General features: G+C 66.8%; 17 protein-coding genes. 11 read left to right on the top strand and 6 right to left on the bottom strand.

Annotated elements, in window-relative coordinates; all coding sequences use genetic code 11:
* Positions 1–64: 64 nt before the first annotated feature.
* A complete protein-coding gene (locus tag P12x_RS24355) occupies positions 65–415 on the bottom strand; it encodes a hypothetical protein (protein WP_435007607.1) in 351 nt (116 codons plus the stop codon).
* 105 nt (positions 416–520) lie between these two features.
* Between P12x_RS24355 and P12x_RS24360 the strand changes: the two genes are divergently transcribed.
* The 3 genes from P12x_RS24360 (at position 521) to P12x_RS24370 (ending at position 4317) form a co-directional block, all read left to right on the top strand.
* On the top strand, positions 521–793 hold the full coding sequence (locus P12x_RS24360) for a hypothetical protein (protein WP_435007608.1): 273 nt from the start codon (positions 521–523) through the stop codon (positions 791–793).
* Between the two features lie 47 nt (positions 794–840).
* Complete coding sequence (locus P12x_RS24365; RefSeq protein ID WP_435007609.1) at positions 841–3522, top strand: hypothetical protein; 2682 nt, start codon at positions 841–843, stop codon at positions 3520–3522.
* A gap of 279 nt (positions 3523–3801) precedes the next feature.
* The gene (locus tag P12x_RS24370) at positions 3802–4317 is read left to right on the top strand and encodes a hypothetical protein (RefSeq protein WP_435007610.1); all 516 of its coding nucleotides are present in this window, start codon (positions 3802–3804) and stop codon (positions 4315–4317) included.
* Here the strand turns inward: P12x_RS24370 and P12x_RS24375 are convergent.
* On the bottom strand, positions 4295–6061 hold the full coding sequence (locus P12x_RS24375) for a sigma-54-dependent transcriptional regulator (RefSeq protein ID WP_435007611.1): 1767 nt from the start codon (positions 6059–6061) through the stop codon (positions 4295–4297). The two genes, P12x_RS24370 and P12x_RS24375, sit on opposite strands and share 23 nt — an antisense overlap.
* Positions 6062–6346: 285 nt before the next feature.
* Between P12x_RS24375 and P12x_RS24380 the strand changes: the two genes are divergently transcribed.
* The 7 genes from P12x_RS24380 to P12x_RS24410 all read left to right on the top strand — a co-directional run bounded on the left by P12x_RS24380 (position 6347) and on the right by P12x_RS24410 (position 15241).
* Complete coding sequence (locus tag P12x_RS24380; protein ID WP_435007612.1) at positions 6347–6619, top strand: WXG100 family type VII secretion target; 273 nt, start codon at positions 6347–6349, stop codon at positions 6617–6619.
* A gap of 64 nt (positions 6620–6683) precedes the next feature.
* Complete coding sequence (locus P12x_RS24385) at positions 6684–7166, top strand: hypothetical protein (protein ID WP_435007613.1); 483 nt, start codon at positions 6684–6686, stop codon at positions 7164–7166.
* A 22-nt stretch (positions 7167–7188) separates the two neighbouring features.
* Positions 7189–7407, top strand: a complete 219-nt coding sequence (locus P12x_RS24390) for a hypothetical protein (protein WP_435007614.1) — start codon at positions 7189–7191, stop codon at positions 7405–7407.
* Between the two features lie 264 nt (positions 7408–7671).
* On the top strand, positions 7672–11946 hold the full coding sequence (locus P12x_RS24395) for an FtsK/SpoIIIE domain-containing protein (RefSeq protein ID WP_435007615.1): 4275 nt from the start codon (positions 7672–7674) through the stop codon (positions 11944–11946).
* A gap of 86 nt (positions 11947–12032) precedes the next feature.
* A protein-coding gene (locus tag P12x_RS24400) for an IS630 family transposase (RefSeq protein WP_435005115.1) occupies positions 12033–13174 on the top strand; the annotation gives its coding sequence in 2 pieces (ribosomal slippage) (positions 12033–12471 and positions 12471–13174; 1143 coding nt in all).
* A 118-nt stretch (positions 13175–13292) separates the two neighbouring features.
* On the top strand, positions 13293–14336 hold the full coding sequence (gene rsmH / locus P12x_RS24405) for a 16S rRNA (cytosine(1402)-N(4))-methyltransferase RsmH (RefSeq protein WP_435007616.1): 1044 nt from the start codon (positions 13293–13295) through the stop codon (positions 14334–14336).
* A 215-nt stretch (positions 14337–14551) separates the two neighbouring features.
* Complete coding sequence (locus tag P12x_RS24410; RefSeq protein ID WP_435007617.1) at positions 14552–15241, top strand: 3-keto-disaccharide hydrolase; 690 nt, start codon at positions 14552–14554, stop codon at positions 15239–15241.
* 53 nt (positions 15242–15294) lie between these two features.
* Here P12x_RS24410 and P12x_RS24415 read toward each other — a convergent pair whose 3' ends face one another.
* Genes P12x_RS24415 through P12x_RS24425 form a run of 3 tightly spaced genes read right to left on the bottom strand, consistent with a single transcriptional unit; the run spans position 15295 to position 17909 of the window.
* A complete protein-coding gene (locus P12x_RS24415; protein ID WP_435007618.1) occupies positions 15295–16065 on the bottom strand; it encodes a hypothetical protein in 771 nt (256 codons plus the stop codon).
* 12 nt (positions 16066–16077) lie between these two features.
* Positions 16078–17265, bottom strand: a complete 1188-nt coding sequence (locus P12x_RS24420) for an acyltransferase family protein (protein ID WP_435007619.1) — start codon at positions 17263–17265, stop codon at positions 16078–16080.
* Positions 17262–17909 (bottom strand): hypothetical protein, encoded by a 648-nt coding sequence (locus P12x_RS24425; RefSeq protein ID WP_435007620.1) that lies wholly within the window; start codon positions 17907–17909, stop codon positions 17262–17264. The genes P12x_RS24420 and P12x_RS24425 overlap by 4 nt, the downstream gene beginning before the upstream one ends.
* Before the next feature lie 161 nt (positions 17910–18070).
* Between P12x_RS24425 and P12x_RS24430 the strand changes: the two genes are divergently transcribed.
* Positions 18071–18529: a hypothetical protein gene (locus P12x_RS24430; protein WP_435007621.1), complete on the top strand. Its 459-nt coding sequence runs from the start codon at positions 18071–18073 to the stop codon at positions 18527–18529.
* A gap of 105 nt (positions 18530–18634) precedes the next feature.
* Here P12x_RS24430 and P12x_RS24435 read toward each other — a convergent pair whose 3' ends face one another.
* Positions 18635–19183 (bottom strand): hypothetical protein, encoded by a 549-nt coding sequence (locus P12x_RS24435; protein WP_435007622.1) that lies wholly within the window; start codon positions 19181–19183, stop codon positions 18635–18637.
* Between the last annotated feature and the right edge of the window lie 77 nt (positions 19184–19260).

The following is a 19260-nucleotide window of genomic DNA, read 5'->3' on the forward strand; positions in this document are numbered from 1 at the left end:
GGGTGGGCTCCAGGGTCGGGGATCGAAAAGAAAAGGACGGGTGACTCGGTTTCGAGGCCGTCTTTCAATTCCGATAGACCTGGAGCAGGGAAAGTCTTGCGCGAGCCGACCAAGGCCAGGGACGGGTGGCCTGGAAATCTCGCCCCGACCGAAGAGCGGTGGGGCAGGGGAGGTCCAGCCCGGGCGCGGAAACCGGACCATCGAGGAAGGAAGGAAGGTCGACGGTCTCGACCGAGGCGACCTTCTGGACCAGATTGTCGCCCGGATGATCGCGAGGCGGATCGACCGGGTCGACGGTACCGGGATCGTCCAGCTCGTGAACCGTGGCCATGAACGCGGAGGCGGCGTCGGCCTGGCAGAGCGGGCCGGCGCACATCAGGCCGAGGATACAGCCGAGGACCGCCGCTCGGGACATCGCTTTCCCTCAAAGCTCGATTCGATTAACATCATAGAACCCCCGGACGAAAGCCGTCAAGGCGAGCAGGGACTGCCCGTTTCGGATGACGGATCGAGGCTGGACATGGACGAGATCATCTTCCGCTATGCGACCGCCTGCTCGATCGCGGGATGTGAGGATCGGCCCAGGTTCAAGGTGGCAGCGTCCTGGAGTTACGGCCCTCTCACCGAGCTGAAGAACTACGGCCTGGCCTGCGAATCGCACCGCGAGGCGGTCCTGGACCGGGCCCGGCAAAATCTCGAGAGTCTGGCCGTCGGCGACGACGAGACGGTCGGACCGGTCGAGGCGCATGAACTGGCCGGATCGGGCCAACCCGCCGACCGCGCACCGAAGTGAACCCAGCCCGGCCCTCCGGGCGACTCTTGACGGGACGGACCCCAATCATGCGTCGAGCAGGCCCGATCACAGACCGCCTCCTCCCGTCCTTCGCTGGCTTGCTGATTTTGTCGACGATCGGGCAGGGGGCTCCCCCGGCGAATCCCTCGGCCAACCCGCTGTCCGGGATCGAATTGCCCGACGAATGGGCGACCCGGTTCTGGGGCACTCCGGAGGCCAAGGCCCTCCTGGCGATGGACCCGAAGGCCCTGGCCAAGCTGGTCCCCGAACAGGCAGGGCTCCGCTTCTGCCGTTGCCCGGGATGCGAGGCTCCCGAAGGCGAAGAGACGCTCCGGTGGTCGATCCTCAAGCCCGAGGTCGCCACCTGCTCGCGTTGCGGGGCTTCGTACCCGAACGAGAAAGTTCCCGCGCCGGTCGACAAGAAGGTGCCCGAGGAGACCATCGAGGTCGTTCCCGGGGTGGTCCATCATTATCCCTATGCGGCCGTCGAACCAGCGGTCGCGCGTTATCCCGAGGAGCGGCTCTACCTCGCCGCCCGACGCGATTACGAGGCCCGCGAATACCTGTCCAAGGCCGCGCTGTATGCGGCGATCCGCCACCGGAAGCAGGCACCGGGAGGCTCGGACCCGACGTCGGCCCGGATCGCCTGCGTCCTGCTGATCCGATTTGCGCAGGTCTACCCGAACTATGCCCTCCACCTCGACCAGCCCGGTCGGGCCAAATTCTTCGAACCCGCCCGTCGGCCCCCGCCTTATCGCCGAGGATATGAGACGGCCAAGTGGGACTGGTCGGGAAGCCTCGATGTCCCGATCAACCTGGCGATCGCCTACGGGATCGTCCGCGACGATCCGGCGATGGCCGAGGCGAGCCGGCTCCTGGGCGTGGCCGAACCGAAGCGGCTCATCGAGAATGACCTGTTCCGCGCATCGGCGGAGTTCGTCCAGAACCAGCCCGACGAGGTCAACGAGGCCTCCCTCCAGGCCGATCGAGGACTCCTGGCCGTCGGTCGACTCCTGGGCGACGAAGCCCTAATCGCCATGGCCACCCAGCGGCTGACCCTGTTCACCCAGGATGGATTCTTCTTCGACGGGCTCTGGCGGCAAGGGGACTCGACCTCTCACCGAAGGGTCCTCGGGATGCTCGACGGCTGGATCGGTCGCTTGCTGGTCGGTCCCAAGGGGTCGGCCTCCGAAGCCGTCCCGATCCTCGGGCTGGCCCGATCGGCGGGGGCGTCGATCCTCGCGGACTTCCCCCGTCCGGAAGTCTTGCTCGCCTCCTGGCCGGCACCGGCCGCGATCGACCCGGCCCGAAAGCCGGGCCTCCTCGGAGGGGCGGGGATCGCCTTGCTTTCGGTCGGCGAGGGGGCCGGGGCATTCGAGCTGGAACTCCGAGGGATGGGGCTCCTGGGCTCGCCCCGATCGAGGAGGCAGTCGATCCGGCTGGCCTGGGGCGGCCGGGCGGTCCTGGGAGACCTCGACGACCTCCCGCCCCGCTTCGACGGCTGGGATCGGGCCTCGGCCAGCCACAACACGGTCCTCATCGACGGCCTGAACCAGCGCGAGACGATCCCCATGATGCGGGCCCCGGCCGCGGGAGGGAACTACCTCTTCCACGCGGCCGACCCCGACTTTCAGGTCGCCATCCTGGACGATCCTCGCGCCTATCCCAAGTCCACCACCCGCTATCGACAGACCGTCGTCGCCAGCTCGGGGCCGAAGTCGCGTTATGTCGTCTCGGTCTTCGAGGTCCGAGGCGGTCTCCAGCATGACCAGTTCTTCCACGCCCCGCCCGGCTCGACCGCCCGATGGACGACCTCGGTGCCGATCACGCCCGGCCCTTCGACCCTCCTGGCTCCCTCGATCCCGTTCCTGCCCAGGTCAAGGGCCGAGGATGGCCGATGGTTCGTCCAGTCCTATGGCGAGTTCGCCAACCTGGCCCACGCACCGGCCGATCATCCCTCGACGGCCGATCTGGTCGAGCCGGGTCGGCCGGGGGTCCGGGTCCACTTCCTGGGAGACTCGCCCTACCAGATCGTGACCGGGACGACCCCCCGCGAGCCCTCCGAGTCGGATCCCTCGCGAGCCGTTCTGATGATTCGGCGCAGGTCCGAGGACGGAGGCTCCCTCAACTCGACATTCGTCACCGTCTTCGAGCCGATCACGTCGTCCCCGACGCTGATCCGGGTCGGGCGGATGACCGACACACCGGGCTTCGTGGTGCTCTACCTAGAAACGGCCGACGGCCCGGAACATCTCGTGATCAACCTCGAATCCGGGTCCTCGCGCAAGGTCACGCTGGCCGACGGTCGCGAAGTGACCACCGACGGCCCGGTCGTCCGAGCCCGCCGCGGAGACTTGACCCTGGCCGGGGGTACGAATGCCTCGACCCCCGGGATCGAGGTCCGTCAGCCCTGGGTCACCGGCAAGATCATCGCCGCCGTCCGCCAGCCGACCACCGAGAGCCGGGGATGGTTCGAAACCGATGATGCCATCCCCGACGATCCCACCCTGATCGGTCGGACACTCCTGATCCGCCACGGCGACGGGACCACCCACGGCTGGACCCTCGTCCGGATCGAGCCGGTCGAAGGCCGCCGGGTCCGGCTCCACGTCCACGAAGAGCCCGGCTTCCGGATCGAACCGCACGACCGATCGGCCCGCTACTACCAGTTTCCCGGGACGAATTCCCCGGGCCCGCACTCCTTCAGCATCTCAACGATCCGAAAATGAGCCGTCTTGAATAAATCGAATCTAGAATCGTCCCCGCCCTCTTGACAGATCAAAATTTCTGCTTATCATTTTTTTGTTGGATGCGATGTCATTCTCCCCACACCACTCCATCCAACCGAGGCATCGGCCTCGATCATTCGGCCTCTTCTCTGTTCCGGCCCCGTCGTCTCGTATTCGTACGAGGCGACGGGGTTTTTTTGCGGGTCGGACCATCCGCGTTGGTATGGTGATTGCCTGAGTGAGATGGAGACACCGAGGAGCTTTTGCGGGAGATGGCCCATGCATCCGACTGAGAACGATGACCTCAAGGTCGAGATCGATGAGCGATTTCCCTCCGGTCCCTGGACCGGTTTCTTCCTGCAGCCGAATCTCCCCGGCCGCCACTCGATGGATATGATCCTCACCTTCCGCGAGGGGAAGATCATCGGCGAGGGTCGAGACCGGATCGGCGACTTCGCCTTCAAGGGACACTACCAGATCTCGGATGGGAAATGCTGGTGGACCAAGACCTACTTGAAGCAACATAGTCTGGCTTATCAGGGATATAATGAAGGCAAGGGGATCTGGGGGACCTGGGAGTATAACACCCTCCATCGAGGAGGCTTCCACATCTGGCCGGTGGCCATGGGGGACCCGACCCAGGCGAAGCTCGCCGAGGCGATCGAGCAGCCGACCGAAGTGAATGTCCCCATTCCGGCGGAGCCGGTCGCCGTGCCGGGGTTGCCGGAGGAGGTCGCCGAGCCCGTCTCCCGGAGAGTTCCGAACGGGCCGGTTATCGCGATTCCCGGTCGTTAATCCACTGACGGAGCGTGTTGGCGGGAATCCCGAGCACCCGTTCGGCGGGCGAAGGCCCCCCCAGTCTCGAGACGGCGTAGCATCGGTACAGGTCTTCCCAGACGGGCAGCGGGATCGGCTTTCCCGGTCCCATCGATTCCCTGGCCGATTCGATCGGCGCCCAGACCGGGGGCAGGTCCAGGTCGAAGAGGCTCTCGGCCCTCGTCCGGGCCTCCTCGGAGTCGAGGCCGACCCCCTTGGCCAGGATCTTGGAAGCCAGGGTCCGCAGCCGTCGCTGCCAGTCGTTAAGGCCGGAGGCGGCCGCCGAGGCGGGGGCGGCCGAGTTCGGCGCGACCGGCCGAACCGGGGGCGTCGAGGCCAGGAAGGGCGCGAGATGCGACCACTCTAGCGTGTCGACCTCGCGACCATGCCGGAGGATCGCGCGTTCGATCACGTTCCGGAGTTCCCGGCTGTTGCTCTCGGCGAAGGGCTGATCGCGGAGGCCCTGGACCGCGTCCTCGGCCAGCTCCAGCTCGGCCCCCATCTCGGTCGAGACGACCCTGGTCAGCCATCGGGCCTGGGCCTCGATGTCGTCGGGCCGCTCGCGGAGCGGCGGGATCTCCAGCGGGAGTCGCTCGACACGGGCGAGGAAGGCCAGGGGAAGCTCGCCCGACCTCCGGCGCTCCTGCCAAGGGCCGGTCTCGACCGTCAACACGGCGGCGGCCTCGGCCTGCCTGCGGATCTCCTCCTCCCCCAGCCGACTGTACTCCCCGTCTTCCAGGAAGGAGTGGAGGATCGCCGAGCACGAGTTCGGGAGCCGGTGGAAGTCGTCGAGCAGGACGATCCCCTTGCCCGCCGAGGCCACCAGACCGGGACGATCCTCGCGGGCATCGGTGAACGCCCCGCGTTTGTGGCCGAACAGGATGCTCCGAAGCAAGGTCTCGTTGGTCAGCTCGTTGCACGAGGCCACCGTCATCGGGGCCTTCCGTCGGTCGGTCGACGCGTGGAACAGCTCGGCCAGCCCACGCTTGCCGGTCCCGCTCTCGCCGTCCAGCAGTAGGCAGGGCAGGGGCCTCCGGGACCGGCCCGGCCCTTTCGGGGCCGGGGTCTCCGCGCCGAAGAGCCGGGCCAGGTCGAAGAGTTGCGCCAGCGTCGAGCCGAACGACTCGGTCTGGTAGATGATCCCGAGGTCGGCGACGGCCTTCGCGAAGGCGGCAACCGACGGGTCGGACAGGTGCCGCTCGACCGACCGGACCACCGTCTCGGCCAGCCCGGGCGCGGACGATCCTTCGCCCTTTCGGAGGAACCGATCGGCGGGGAACCCCTCGGGGCGGGGGTAGGCCGAATAGAGCAGGCCCTGGACCTCGGGATGGACCCTCGCCGCCTCGTCGATGAAGAGTTGCCCGGCTCGGAGCCCCCCGGCGTCGTCGGAGAACCGGAGGTCGGAGACGACCACGGCGAAGAGTTGCTCGTTGAGGAGCTTGCGGGCCAGGTCGAAGCGGCCGCCTCGCTCGCGGACCAGGTGGAGGTGGACATGATGGGGCGATCGGTACCGGTAGCTCGCCAACCGGTCGCTCTCGTACCCGTGGGCCGACACCTTGACGTGGATCGCCCCTCCGCCCCCGGGGTCGCCCCGATGGAGCGCCTCGTTGGTCGCCCGGTCTCGCCCCAGGTCGCGGGCCAGATCCAGGGGAAAGCTCGGGATCAGGGACTCCAGGACGCGCGGGTCGTCGTCCAGGATCATCAGGTGGGGAATCCAGGCCATCGTCCATGTCTCATCGGTCGGGAGGGGGGAGCCGGCCCGCTCCGAGGGCCACCGGACCAATCTAACCGATCGGGGTCCATCCCGGCCATCAACCGGGCCTCGGGTCCGAGTGGCCTCTTGCCCGGAATCCTCGGAGCTTTACCTCCTCCAGGGCTCCGGTTAGGATAGGATCATTCCGTCGTCTCCCTCTCGACAACTGGCAATCGCCGTCCCATTCCGGGACACTGCTCTCCTCCGCCGACGGGGCCTCCTCGCCGGCTCGAACGGCCGAAAGGACATTCTTCCATGGCTCAAGCCGTCGTCGACCCGGCCGAACTCCGCCGGTTCGCCCAGAACCTCCGCCACTTCAACACGGAACTCCACAACAAGATGGCCGTCATCCACGGCCAGCTCTCGGGCCTCAGCCAGACCTGGCGTGACAAGGAGCAGGAGAAGTTCACCGAGGAGTTCGAGGCCACCCTGATCGTCATCAACCGATTCATCGAGGCCAGCAGCCAGTACGTCCCGTTCCTGGTCCGCAAGGCCGAGCGCGTCGAGGAATACCTCCAGCAGCGTTGAACCGAGCGATCCCCGGATCGGTTGACTTGCCCACGAACCAAGCCTGGCCCGCCGAGGAGGTCCGATGGCCGATGCAGCCAAGGTCACGTCGATCGACGGAATCCGCGAGTTCCGAGCGGCCCTGGGCAGCTTCATCGAGGACGCCCGCAACGCCCTGACGGCCGTCGAGATGGAGAATCGCCGGGTCAACGAATGGGTCAAGAACACCCAGCGGCTCTACTGGCTCAACGAGGTCAAGCGCCGTCGCGAGAAGATGAACGAGATCCGCGGCGAGCTCCACCGCCGGAAGCTCTCCGGCGCCGGCGACACCGAGGCCAAGGAGCAGGTCCGGATCGCCAACGCCCGGCTCCGCGAGTCCGAGGAGAAGGTCGAGATCGTCAAGAAGGCCGCCCCGATCCTCCAGCACGCCATCGACGAGTACCTCGGCCTGGCCCGCCCGCTGGGCGACATGCTCACCGGCGACCTCGAGCACGCCATGGCCATGCTGGAACGGATGGCCGAGGCCCTCGACTCCTACATCCGGACCTCGACCCAGTCGGCCAACTGATCCAAACCGGGAGGAATCGGCCGTGAGTAAAGAGGGTTCGACAAAGCTGACCTACGCGATCAAGAACCTCCGGAAGCACTGGGAACTCGCCCGGGTCCACTGGCAGGACCAGGTGGCCAAGGACTTCGAATCCAACCACCTCGCCCCGCTGGAGACCCGGGTCAACGCCGTGATCCGCGGCATGGACAAACTGGCCGAGGTCACCGCCAAGGTCAAGCGAGACTGCTCGGAGAACCGCTGAACGGGCCGCCCCTCGAACCGGGCTCGATGAACTCATGATGATTCTTCAAGGCGACGTCCCAGGGGCTCGATGCCGCCGGGATCTCGCTCTCCCATCCGCCTCCCGCCCGTCGGCCCTCGCCGGACGACCCGGCCTCTCCGGGCTCGCGTCGAGAGTCAATCCGTCGTACTCTGTTTGAAGGAGGCGAGGGGATGGTCGCCACTCCGGCCCTCCCCGAGCCCGACCACCGAAATCGCCAATGCCACCCGTGTTGGACCTGACCCGATGCCCGGATCGCCCCCGACCCAACGCCAAGTCGACGCACTGAAAGATCTGGCCCGCCTGGCCACCGAACGGGCAGGGCGAGAGACCAAGACCGACGTCGACTTCGGCAAGGAAAAGGCCGTCGCCGAACGGGCTTACCAGTCCGCTCGCCAGGGGATCGTCAAACGACGAGACCTCCAGGTCCAGGCGATCGAGTCCGATATCGAGCAAACCCGCGCGAAGCTCGACCAGGCGTATCAGGCGGCCGTGGCCGCCGCCAAGACCGATCGCGACAAGACGATCGCCCACGCCAAGAAGCGGTTCGACGTCGAGAGCGAGGCCGCCCACCAGGCCCTCGAAGAGGCCGGCTGGGAAACCGGGGCGGTCCACGACGCGAACGTCGACAAGGTCAACAAGAAGCACGAGCAATTCAAGCGCAGGCTCGAAGAATCGCTGCTCGCCCTCGACCAGGTCAAGGCCGTCGCCGCGCCGTTCTTCGAGACCTACAAACGATACATCATCGTCGACGGGGGCGCCGCCAACGCGAAGGCCGAGGAGGGGGTCGAGGACCCGATCGGCAAGCTGGACGACGCCACCCACCGGATCAGCGATAACTACCTGATCGCCTCCCAGCTCAAGATCTTGCCGGTGGTGAAGCTCGACTTCTTCATCTTCTTGTGCGTGGTCCTCTTCCTGGTGCTGACGGTCGCGGTCGGGCTGGTCCTGGGCAACTGGATGATCGCCCTGGCCGTCGGGGCCGTGGGCACCCTGGTGATCGGCTTCGTGGCCCGTCAATCGATCAACGCGGCGGCCCGGAAGCAGTTGACCGCCGTCGCCGCGCCTCTGGCGATCGCCCTGGCCGACGGCGACCACCTGGCCGAGTACTCGGCCACCTGGGTCGAGGAAAACGTAAAGCGGCTCAAGGCCGAGGTCGAACGTCGACGGGACGCCCAGGTCCGCAAGGCCACCGAGACCCACGAGAAGCTCATCCCCGAGCTGGAAGCCCGCCGCGACGGCGACGTGAAGGCGGCCGAGGAACGCTATCCCAAGGCGCTGGCCGAGGCCGCCAAGAAGTACGAGGCGAACCTCACCGCCGCCGAGGACAAGTACAAACAAGATCTCTCCGAGGCCAAGGCGGCGGGGGATCGCGAACTTCAAGAGCTCGATTCCAGCTACTTCGCCGAGGTCGAGGCCCGTCAGACCGCCTACGAAGCCAACTGGCAGAAGCTCATCGACGACTGGAGAGACGGGATCGGCCGGATTCGGGGCGAGCTCGACGAGGTGGCCTCCGATAGTGACCGATGGTTCCTCCCCTGGCACGACCCGGCCTGGGATCCCTGGACCGCGCCGGTGGATTCCCCGCCGGTCCTCCGCTTCGGCGAGGTCCGCGTGCCGATGAAGCAGATTCCCCAGGGGATCCCCGAGGACCCCCGGCTGAAGGAGCTGACCCCCGAGTCGTTCACGCTCCCGGCCTTCCTCCAGTTCCCCGAGAAGATCTCGCTCCTGATCAAGGCCAGCGAGGACGGCCGAGCCCCCGCCGTCCAGGCGATCCAGGCCGCCATGCTCCGCTTCCTGACCGCCGTCCCGCCCGGCAAGGTCCGGTTCACGATCGCCGACCCCGTCGGCCTCGGCCAGAATTTCTCGACCTTCATGAACCTCAAGGAGTTCGACGAACTCCTGGTCACCAACCGGATCTGGACCGAGCAGCAGCAGATCGAACACCGTCTCCTGGACCTGACCGAGCACATGGAGAACGTCATCCAGACGTACCTCCGGAACGAGTACGCCTCGATCGAGGAATACAACGCGATGGCCGGCGAGGTGGCCGAGCCCTATCGCGTCCTGGTGGTCGCCAACTATCCGGCCAACTTCTCCGACATCGCCCAGCGACGCCTGGTGAGCATCGCCCAGAGTGGGCCGAGGTGCGGCGTCTATGTCTTCGTGAGCATCGACACCAAGCTGGCCAACGCCACCAGCCAGCTCGCCAAGGACCTGGAGCCGAACTGCGTCAACCTGGTCTGGAAGGACGGCAAGTTCCTCTGGAAGGACACGCCTTTCGAACAGTATCCGCTCCGGCTCGACGCCCCGCCCGAGGACATGGAGTTCAACCGGATCGTCAAGCTCGCGGGCGAGGCCGCCAAGGCCGCCAAGCGCGTCGAGGTCCCCTTCGAGGTCATCGCGCCGAGCGACGACAAGTACTGGACCTGGGACAGCCGGAGCATCGTCGACGTGCCGCTGGGTCGCGCCGGGGCCACCAAGTTCCAGAGCCTCAAGCTGGGCAAGGGCACCTCCCAGCACGTCCTGATCGCAGGAAAGACCGGCTCGGGTAAATCGACGCTCCTGCATGCCCTGATCACCAACGCCGCCTTGATGTACAGCCCCAAGGAGCTGGAACTCTACCTGATCGACTTCAAGAAAGGTGTCGAGTTCAAGACCTACGCGGCGCACAGCCTACCCCACGCCCGAGTGATCGCCGTCGAATCCGAGCGCGAATTCGGCCTGAGCGTGCTCCAGCGCCTGGACGTCGAGCTGAAGCGTCGAGGCGACATGTACCGCGACGCCGGGGCCCAGGACGTCGCCAGCTACCGACGCCAGACCGGCGAGTTCCTGCCCCGGATCCTGCTCCTGGTGGACGAATTCCAGGAGTTCTTCATCGAGGACGACAAGCTCTCGCAGGAGTCGTCGCTGCTCCTGGACCGCCTGGTCCGCCAGGGTCGTGCCTTCGGCGTCCACGTGATCCTGGGCTCGCAGACCCTCGGCGGTGCCTACTCGCTGGCCCGGACCACGATCGCGCAGATGGCCATCCGGATCGCCTTGCAGTGCTCCGAGGCCGACTCGCACCTGATCCTCAGCGAGGACAACGCCGCGGCCCGGCTCCTGTCCCGTCCCGGCGAGGCGATCTACAACGACGCCAACGGGATGATCGAAGGGAACCACATCTTCCAGGTGGTCTTCCTGACCGACCAGCACCGCGAGGAGTACCTCAAGGACCTCCACAAGTTGGCGGTCGAGCAGGACATGATGCCGGACACCCCACAACTGGTGTTCGAAGGGAATCTGCCGGCGGTCATCGAGAAGAACGCCCTCCTCTCCGAGGCGTTGTCCGTCCCCGACTGGCCCGCGGAGGTCAAGGCGGCCACGGCCTGGCTGGGAGACGCGATCGCGATCAAGGACCCGACGTCGGTCGTCTTCCGCCGCCAGAGCGGGACCAACGTCCTCCTGATCGGCCAGCAGGACGAGGGGGCGCTCGGCATCCTGACCTCGGCCCTGGTCAGCCTGGCCACCCAGCACGCCAACATCGGGACCGGGCAGTCGGCCAACGGGGCACGCTTCTACGTCCTCGACGGCTCGCCGGCCGACTCCCCCAACCTGGGCGTTCTGGCCAAACTCGGCGACGTGATCCCGCACCCGTTCCAGACCTCCGGCTTCCGCGATTTCGCCCCGCTCCTGGAAGAGGTCTACGACGAGCTGACCCGCCGCCAGGAGGATTCGGACGCCGAGTTCCCGTCGATCTATCTGGTGATCTTCGACCTCGCCCGCTTCCGTGACCTCCGGAAGTCCGACGACGACTTCGGCTACTCTTCGAGATCCAGCGAGGACGAGAAGCCCAAGCCCGCCAAGCAGCTCACCGAGATCCTCCGCGAAGGGCCGAACTACGGGATCCACGTCCTGTCCTGGTGCGACACCGTGGGCAACCTGAATCGGACCTTCGAGCGGTCGACCGCCGGCGAGTTCGAGCTTCGGGTCCTCTTCCAGATGAGCATCAACGACTCCAGCGCGTTGATCGATTCCCCCGCCGCCGGTCGGCTGGGCGAGAACCGGGCGCTCCTCTACAACGAGGAGCAAGGCAAGACCGAGAAGTTCCGCCCCTACGGGCTCCCCGATCAGGCGTGGCTCGACCGGGCCCGCGACCAGCTCCAGGCCAAGGCCCGACCGGCCACCTGGAGCGACGCCCCCTTGCCGAAGCCCACCCCCAAGTCCTCGGGCGATGACGACGGCGGCGGCTTCGGCTCGGGGAGTTCATTCTTCGGGGGAGGCTTCTCCGACCCGACCTCCGGCTCACCCCCGCCCGACTTCAGCAAGGGCTTCTTCGACCCGACCGCCGAACCCGTCCCTTCTGAGCCTGAGACCGAGAAGCCGGACTCGAACGGCAACGAGGGCTCCAGCGATATCCTCGACGCGACAACCGAAGCCTCTCCTTCTGAGCCTGAGACCGAGAAACCGGAGTCGAATGGCAACGGGCACGAAAAATCCCGCGACATCCTCGACCCGCTCGGAGATTCGTCGTCGAGCTGAATTCTGGTAGTAGTTCATCGACGCTAAAGAAGTGGGTAAAATCGGGTCGGATTTCCGACACCATCCGGGCACCGGAGGCCGACCCGATGAACTCCGCTCTGAAATGCCAGGTCCACCTCACCGCCGAGCAGCGCCGGGACCTCGAACGGACCGCCCGTGACGGCCGGACGCCGGCCCGTAAGGCCCGGTACGCCAGGCTGTTGCTCCACGCCGACGAGGCCCACCCGGAGGGCCGCCGCAACGACGCCTGGATCGGCGAGGCCCTCGGGATGCACGTCAACACCGTCGCCCGGGTCCGCAAGAGCTTCGTCGCCGGAGGGCCCGACGCCGCCTTCGGGCGCAAGGCCCGCGAAGCACCGCCGGTCCCCCCCAAGATCGATGGCCACGTCGAGGCCCACCTGGTCGCCATCCACTGCGGCCCGCCGCCGGAGGGCCGGGCCCGCTGGACGCTCAAGCTCCTGGCCGGCGAGTTGATGGCCCGCAAGCTGGTCACCGAGGTCTCGGTCGAGACGGTCCGCAGGGCGCTAAGAAAAACGCGCTGAAGCCCTGGCTGAAGGCCGAGTCGTGGTGCATCCCGGAGCGGGATTCGGCCCGGTTCGTCGCGCAGATGGAGGAGGTCCTCGACGTGTACGCGATGCCGCCGAGCGAGGAGGAGCCGACGGTCTGCATGGACGAGGCGGCCAAGCAGATGCTGGAAGGCCTCCACGACCCGCTCCCGCCGGCCCGCGGCCGTGCGGCGCGGGAGGACTACCACTACGAGCGCAAGGGGGTGCAGGCGATCTTCATGTTCTTCGACCCGAACCGGGGCTGGCGGCGGGTCAGCTGCCGGGAGAGCCGCACGCGGGTCGACTGGGCGCACGAGGTCAGGCGACTGCTGGACGAGGACTACCCGGCGGCGCGCAAGGTCCGGCTGGTCTGCGACAACCTGAACACGCACACGACCGCGTCGCTGTACGCGGCGTTCCCGGCGGCGGAGGCGCGCCGGCTGGCGCGGCGGCTGGAGATCGTGCACACGCCGCGCAACGGGAGCTGGCTGAACGTGGCGGAGATCGAGCTCTCGGTGCTGGCCCGGCAGTGCCTGGCCCGTCGGATCGGGGAGCCCGAACTCCTGGCCGCCGAGTGCGCCGCGTGGGAGCGAGCCCGGAACGCCGAGGGCGGTCGGGTGATCTGGAAGTTCACGACGGCCGATGCCCGGGTCAAGCTGAGGTACCTTTACCCACAATTTTAGCGTCGATGAACTACTAGTAGGGTGGGCATCGCCCACCGGATTCGGACCGCCACGCTGGGCGGTGCCCACCCTACCGGAAACTCCCTTCTCAACGACCCTGCAACCCGACCGAGGCTCGATGACCGGCCCCGACCCAAATAAGCCCGCGCGTCGGCCTCGATACCGGGGGAAGAATCCTCGCCGGTTCGACCAGAAGTACAAGGAACATCAGCCCGACCGGTATTCCGAGGCCGTGGCGAAAGTCGTCGCCGGCGGGAAGACGCCGGCCGGGTCGCATCGGCCGATCATGGTCCGCGAGATCCTGGAGGTCCTCGCCCCCGGGCCGGGCCAGATCGCGGTGGACGCGACCCTCGGCCACGGCGGGCATGCCCGGGAATTGCTCGCCGGGGTCCAGCCGGGAGGTCGGCTCCTGGGGCTCGACGCCGACCCGATCGAGCTTCCCCGGACCGAGGCCCGACTGATCGCGCTGGGCTTCCCGATCGGTTCGGTCGTCGTCCGACGGATGAACTTCGCGGGGGTCGCGCCGTTCGTCCTGGGGGAAGAGCCTGGCGGGGCCGACCTGATCCTGGCGGACCTGGGCGTCTCCTCGATGCAGCTCGACGACCCGGCCCGAGGTTTCACCTTCAAGGCCGACGGCCCGCTCGACATGCGGATGAACCCCTCGCGAGGCCGCCCCGCCTCGGAATTCCTGTCGAGCCTGGGCGTCCAGGGACTCGCGAAGATCCTGGCCGAGAACGCCGACGAACCCCAACCCTCCGAGATCGCCCGGTGCATCCTCTCGGCCCACGATCGGAAACCCCTCGCCACGACCCGCGAACTGGCCCAGGCCATCCGATCCGCCTTCGCCCGGCCCAACGACCCGACAACCGACTCCGCCGTCCGGAGGGTTTTTCAAGCGATCCGGATCGCGGTGAACGACGAGTTCGCCTCGCTCGATGCGTTCCTCCACGGGCTCCCCACCTGCCTGAAGCCGGGGGGTCGCGTCGCGATCCTGTCGTTCCACTCGGGCGAGGATCGACGCGTGAAGGCGGCCTTCAAGGACGGACTCATCTCCGGAGTCTACGCCTCGACCTCGAACGAGGTCATCCGGGCCTCCGCCGAGGAACGCCGGGCCAACCCGCGTTCGACCTCGGCCAAGTTGCGGTATGCCGTCCGGGCGTGACGGCTTCGAAGGATTTGGTTCCGGTGTCTGGCTGCCACAGGGGTTTCCGGTAGTCGTACACAGGCGGAGCAAGCTCCGCCCGGGCAAAGCGTGAGCAAGCTCCCGCACTCCAGAGCCTCCGGCGGCCCGGCGGGCGAACCTCGGCCTTCCCTGGATGGGATGGCCGGTTTACGATCGAAGTTCGACCCGCCGAATCCCAGGTTCCAGGAGTCGCCATGACCGCCACCCTTCGCTCCTCGATCGACCCGCTCGCCTGGGCCATCGCGGCCACCTTGGCCTTCCTCGGAGCGACCGTTGTCAGGGCAGACGACCCGCCAAGGGGTCGGGTCCGCCTCTTCGACGGCAAGTCGCTGGACGGGTGGAAAAAGGTCGAGTCGTACAAGGCGGGCGAGGCGAAAGTTGAAGACGGCGCGATCGTCCTGGAGAAGGGCGGGCCGATGACGGCGATCGCCTCCACCCGGCCCGACCTCCCGAAGACCAACTACGAACTATCCTTCGAGGCCAGGCGGACCTCCGGCGACGACTTCTTCGCCGCCGCCACCTTCCCGGTGGGCGGGTCCTTCCTCACGCTGGTCAACGGCGGCTGGGGCGGCAGCATCACCGGGCTTTCGAGCATCAACGGGGCCGACGCCTCGGAGAACGAGACCAACCGCTTCGTGAAATATGAGAATGGGACCTGGTACAAGTTCCGGGTCGTCGTGACCGACTCGGTGGTCCGCTGCCAGGTCGACGGCAAGGAGATCATCGCGCTCGACTACGAAGGGCAGCAGGTCAAGACCCGACTGGAGGTCCGGAACTGCCAGCCCCTGGGTTTCGCCTCGTGGAGGAGCGGCGGAGAAGTCCGGGCGATCGAGGTCCGCCCCCTCTCCGACGCCGAGGTCGAGGCGGCGAAAAAGCTCGAATGATCGATGACTTGAGTTCCCGAGTTACGTTCTTGCCGACTGGCCACGGGCTGGGGTCACCACCCCGGATCGAGGATAAGCCCGCACAACTCCAGGTCGGTTCGGATATCAATCTCGCGAAGACATTCGATCTCGTTCCTGAACTCTTCGGCCAGCGGCCGCCAGAAGCCGGCTTGGATACTGAACGGCAAGGGCCTCGGTTCCAAAGTTTCCGGCGCAAATTGTCCCTGCTCGAGTGATTCCAAGGCAAGGACCCACCCCGCCATTTCTCCGAGGGTTGGCTCCGAGAACCGACCGGAACGCAGTCGGGTCGCGAGGATCAGCAGTCCGAGGGCGAAGAGCAATGATTCGGGGCCGCTACTCTCCCGAGAGAGTCGCCATGTGAAATAGGAGGCGGTGGCCTCGCCCATCTGCTCGCCCAGCACCTTCGCGCTGGCGAGGCATTGCGCCAGCGCGGAATCCGTCGAGCGGTGGTATTCGTAAGGCAGATCGGCCTCGATTCGGAGTAGGACCGCGCACGCGAACAGGCGGGTTTGATGGCCGCGATGTCCCGTAGGCCCGGGCTCGAATGGAGGGGGGTTCGGCGATTCGGGATTGCAATAATGGGTCAAGGTGAGGACTTCGCTCAACATCCAGGACGGGGGGGCCGGTATGACCCCGCGATCGCGGATGGGCCGGAGTTCGGTCATCATCTCATCGGCCATCTGGCCGTAATCCGCCTCGGCGATGTCCCTGAGCATCGCGTCGTCCGTCCGCCGCCGGACGCATTCCAGCAGGAGATCCTCCGAGGGTGGGAAGGCCGAGATCAACTCATCGGGGATCTCCATCAGCCACCATCCTCACGCCTTGATGTGAATCCCCAGCGCATCCAGGATCAAGATCACCAGGAAGCAGCCCAGGACGAACGACAACGCATAGGCCAGCGAGGCATTCATCGGAGCCAGGTTGGTGATCAGGTAATCGTTGTAATACATCGCCCGGACGCTGATCGGCCCCCCTTCGACACGCTCGATCGTGGCCAGGTTCAGGAGCCTGGCCCCCATCGCGGCCAGGGCGTAGGCGGCGATCGCGTTGGCCCCGAAGACCCGGAAGGGATAGGCCCAGCATCGATACCCCTTCAGGTCGATCAGCCAGTAGCAGATCGCCAGGACGATCATCCCCAGGCCGGCGGTCAGCAGGACGAATGGGCCGGTCCACAGCGCCTTGTTGATCGGGAACGCCCCGCCCCAGGCCCAGCCGGCGAAGACGCAGGCCGACCCGGCGACGAACAGGCCTGCGTCGATCTCGTAGCGGTCGCGGCCCGAGCGGAGCCACTGACCGGCCAGGACGCCGATCAAGGTCGTCGCGATCGCGGGCAGGGTGCTCAGAATTCCTTCGGGATCGTAGTCGACCTTGTAGGTGTGTCTGGGCAGCAGGAACCGGTCGAGGTACGACGCCAGGTCGTGCCCTCGGGCCAGGTCGCCCGCGCCGAACGCGGGGACCGGCACCCGAGTCATCAGGAGCCAGTAGCCGATCAGGAGGCCGAGGATCGCGATGACCTGCCCCCGAGTCTTCGTGAACAGGAAGATCAAGGAGGCCGCCAGATAGCAGAGCGCGATCCGCTGGAGTACGCCCGGGATTCGGATCGTCGCCGCGATGTTCTTCCAGTTCTCGAGGTCCTGGATCTCGTGCCAGGAAGTCTTGAAGAACGGGAACCGGTTGAGAAACAGCCCGAGCGCGAAGATCACCAGCGATCTCCGGATGATCTTGCGGATCACTGGCCCCCGCCCTTCGGAGACATCCCGGAGCTTCGAGAGGGCGAAGCTGATCGAGACGCCCACGATGAACAGGAAGAACGGGAAAACCAGATCAGTCGGCGTCCACCCATCCCACTCGGCATGTCGGAGCGGGGCGTAGCTCGGCCCGTTCCCGTTGTTCACCAGGATCATCCCCGCGACCGTCAAGCCTCGAAAGACGTCGAGCGACGCCAGCCGCCCGGTGGGGGTCGTCGAGGCTTTGGCCTGGATCACGTCTGCCGGATCGCTCATCGAGGGTCGTCCTTCAAGCGTCGAGTTGGGGTTTTGATCCGGGGGGCCAGGGAGTCGACGTCGACCCAGGGCCCGCCCCGGAGTCGGCGGAACCGCGAGCCGCAGGCCAGGCAGGATCGGGCTCGGCGTCTCCCCGGGAAATCCAGGGATCGGGGCACGGAGGGGTCGATGAGCATTGCAGGCCGCCGGCAGTTCGGACAACGCCGGGGGATCAGCCAGCGGCTGAGGTAAATCAGGCCGATCAGCAGGAGACCGTCGATGATCGCGAGCACGATCAGGAGCGGCGGGGGAACGCCATGAAAGTAGGTGTCCCAGCCCAGGTAGCCGGTCGCCGCGACATAGTTCTCGAAGAGGCACATCGCCAACAGGGGCACGCCGCAGAGGAACATCGCCAACAGGGGCACGCCGCAAAGGAATGCCACGATCCATCCCTTGAGCGGTCCTCGCCGGACCAGCAGGAGGACCGGAAAGAGCAGGACATAGGGTAGCTCGACCGCCGTGAGGAGGGCGAAAGCCCAGGGATCTGGGGCCGCTTGCCAGGTCGGCCGGGCCACCGAGAGGGCGAGGGCGGCGAAGATCACCAGCACGCCGATCTGGCGCAAGGTCATCTGCGGCCGAAACCGTCGATCGGGGTGGGGCGGCATGGTCGGCGGCTCCGTTCGAGGCACCCCCGTACCTTACCGGGCCAGCCGCCCTGGCGAAAGGATCGACCCCGGCGCGTCAGGTCTTGCCGGGCGAAGCGACCAATGGATCGAGATGGTGATGGGCGATTTAACGTCCGCCGATTCGAAAGGAGAGCTCCTCGATGATCGCGACCCTGATCGCGCTGGTGTTCGCGGCCAGCCCGCCCGAGGACCCGAAACCGCAAGTCCCCGATCGGAGCATCTCGCGACCGGCCCCATCGGCGACCGCGAAGGAAGAGGCCGTCCGCCGTCGGAGGGCTCGCAAGCGCGCCCGAGCCCTGAATTCGCGGAGGCTCGCGGGCTTCGCCGATTCTGGCTCGAACTTCAATCCCTATTCGCCGCAAGGACCGGCAAACTCGGCCGGATCGGGCATGCAGGGTGGGAGCCAGTCGGAAGGGGCGGATTACGGGTCGTTCGATACCTCATCATTCGGCGGCGGGTTCGGCGGGTTCGGAATGTCTCCAGGAGGCTCCGGTTTTCCCTCGTCGTTCGACCAGCAACTCTCCTCGACCTACGATCAGGCCGCCGCGGCCATGGCCGCCGGACAGGCTGCGGCGGCCCTCACCAATAGCCTGACCTGAAACTGATCGGGATGCCCGGCGTGTCCGGGTTCGAAACGACCGGGGCGACCCCCGACCGGCGCGGAGCCGATCGAGCGTCGCCCTTTCGTTGAACTTCGCCCCGAGTCAGTAAGGGCGATAATATCCGTTAGCGGCCCGACGTTCGCCCGCCTGGAACCCCTGGGCCTCGGCAGGCGAGAGGGGCCGGTTGGGGGCGATCCCCGTCTCCCAGTAGAGCTGGCCCTCGCGATAACCCTGCTGGCGAGCCGGGTCGAGCTGCCAGGGGGTTGCCGAGGCCCGGCGTTCCCCCGCGACGAAGCCCCGGGCCTCGGCGGGCGAGAGGGGCCGGTTGGGGGCGATCCCCGTTTCGTAGTAGAGCTGGCCTTCGCGATAGCCCTGCTGCTGGGCCGGGGAATAGGGGAGATTCGGATTATAGCCGAATCCCCGACCACCTCCTGGATAGCCCGAGTACCCGCCCCCCGCGTAACCTCGGGAGTAGCCGCCCGAGATGTATCCGCCTCCCCCGTAACCCCCGACCAGCCCCGGCGAGGTGACGCAGGAGCCACCCCCGAATCCGCGATACCCGGGACCATACTGGGCCTGCGCCGGGGCGTGGCCTAGACCGCCGATCGTCAGGATGCCCGCCCAGGCCAGAGTCGCCAGCGACCTACTCATGGGATTCGCCCTCGTTCCTGCTGCCCTTGATCAACCCCGACGTCGAACGGAGTAAAGCAGGGCGCGTACCAGGCCCG

It is taken from the genome of Tundrisphaera lichenicola (genome assembly GCF_051175385.1).
In the GTDB taxonomy this organism is placed as follows: Bacteria; Planctomycetota; Planctomycetia; order Isosphaerales; family Isosphaeraceae; genus Tundrisphaera; species Tundrisphaera lichenicola.

Bases quoted from the DNA above. Each gene is read 5' to 3' on its own strand.
- P12x_RS24355 (WP_435007607.1), bottom strand. From the start codon at position 415: ATGTCCCGAGCGGCGGTCCTCGGCTGTATCCTCGGCCTGATGTGCGCC.
- P12x_RS24360 (WP_435007608.1), top strand. From the start codon at position 521: ATGGACGAGATCATCTTCCGCTATGCGACCGCCTGCTCGATCGCGGGA.
- P12x_RS24365 (WP_435007609.1), top strand. From the start codon at position 841: ATGCGTCGAGCAGGCCCGATCACAGACCGCCTCCTCCCGTCCTTCGCT.
- P12x_RS24370 (WP_435007610.1), top strand. From the start codon at position 3,802: ATGCATCCGACTGAGAACGATGACCTCAAGGTCGAGATCGATGAGCGA.
- P12x_RS24375 (WP_435007611.1), bottom strand. From the start codon at position 6,061: ATGGCCTGGATTCCCCACCTGATGATCCTGGACGACGACCCGCGCGTC.
- P12x_RS24380 (WP_435007612.1), top strand. From the start codon at position 6,347: ATGGCTCAAGCCGTCGTCGACCCGGCCGAACTCCGCCGGTTCGCCCAG.
- P12x_RS24385 (WP_435007613.1), top strand. From the start codon at position 6,684: ATGGCCGATGCAGCCAAGGTCACGTCGATCGACGGAATCCGCGAGTTC.
- P12x_RS24395 (WP_435007615.1), top strand. From the start codon at position 7,672: ATGCCCGGATCGCCCCCGACCCAACGCCAAGTCGACGCACTGAAAGAT.
- rsmH (WP_435007616.1), top strand. From the start codon at position 13,293: ATGACCGGCCCCGACCCAAATAAGCCCGCGCGTCGGCCTCGATACCGG.
- P12x_RS24410 (WP_435007617.1), top strand. From the start codon at position 14,552: ATGACCGCCACCCTTCGCTCCTCGATCGACCCGCTCGCCTGGGCCATC.
- P12x_RS24415 (WP_435007618.1), bottom strand. From the start codon at position 16,065: ATGGAGATCCCCGATGAGTTGATCTCGGCCTTCCCACCCTCGGAGGAT.
- P12x_RS24420 (WP_435007619.1), bottom strand. From the start codon at position 17,265: ATGAGCGATCCGGCAGACGTGATCCAGGCCAAAGCCTCGACGACCCCC.
- P12x_RS24425 (WP_435007620.1), bottom strand. From the start codon at position 17,909: ATGCCGCCCCACCCCGATCGACGGTTTCGGCCGCAGATGACCTTGCGC.
- P12x_RS24430 (WP_435007621.1), top strand. From the start codon at position 18,071: ATGATCGCGACCCTGATCGCGCTGGTGTTCGCGGCCAGCCCGCCCGAG.
- P12x_RS24435 (WP_435007622.1), bottom strand. From the start codon at position 19,183: ATGAGTAGGTCGCTGGCGACTCTGGCCTGGGCGGGCATCCTGACGATC.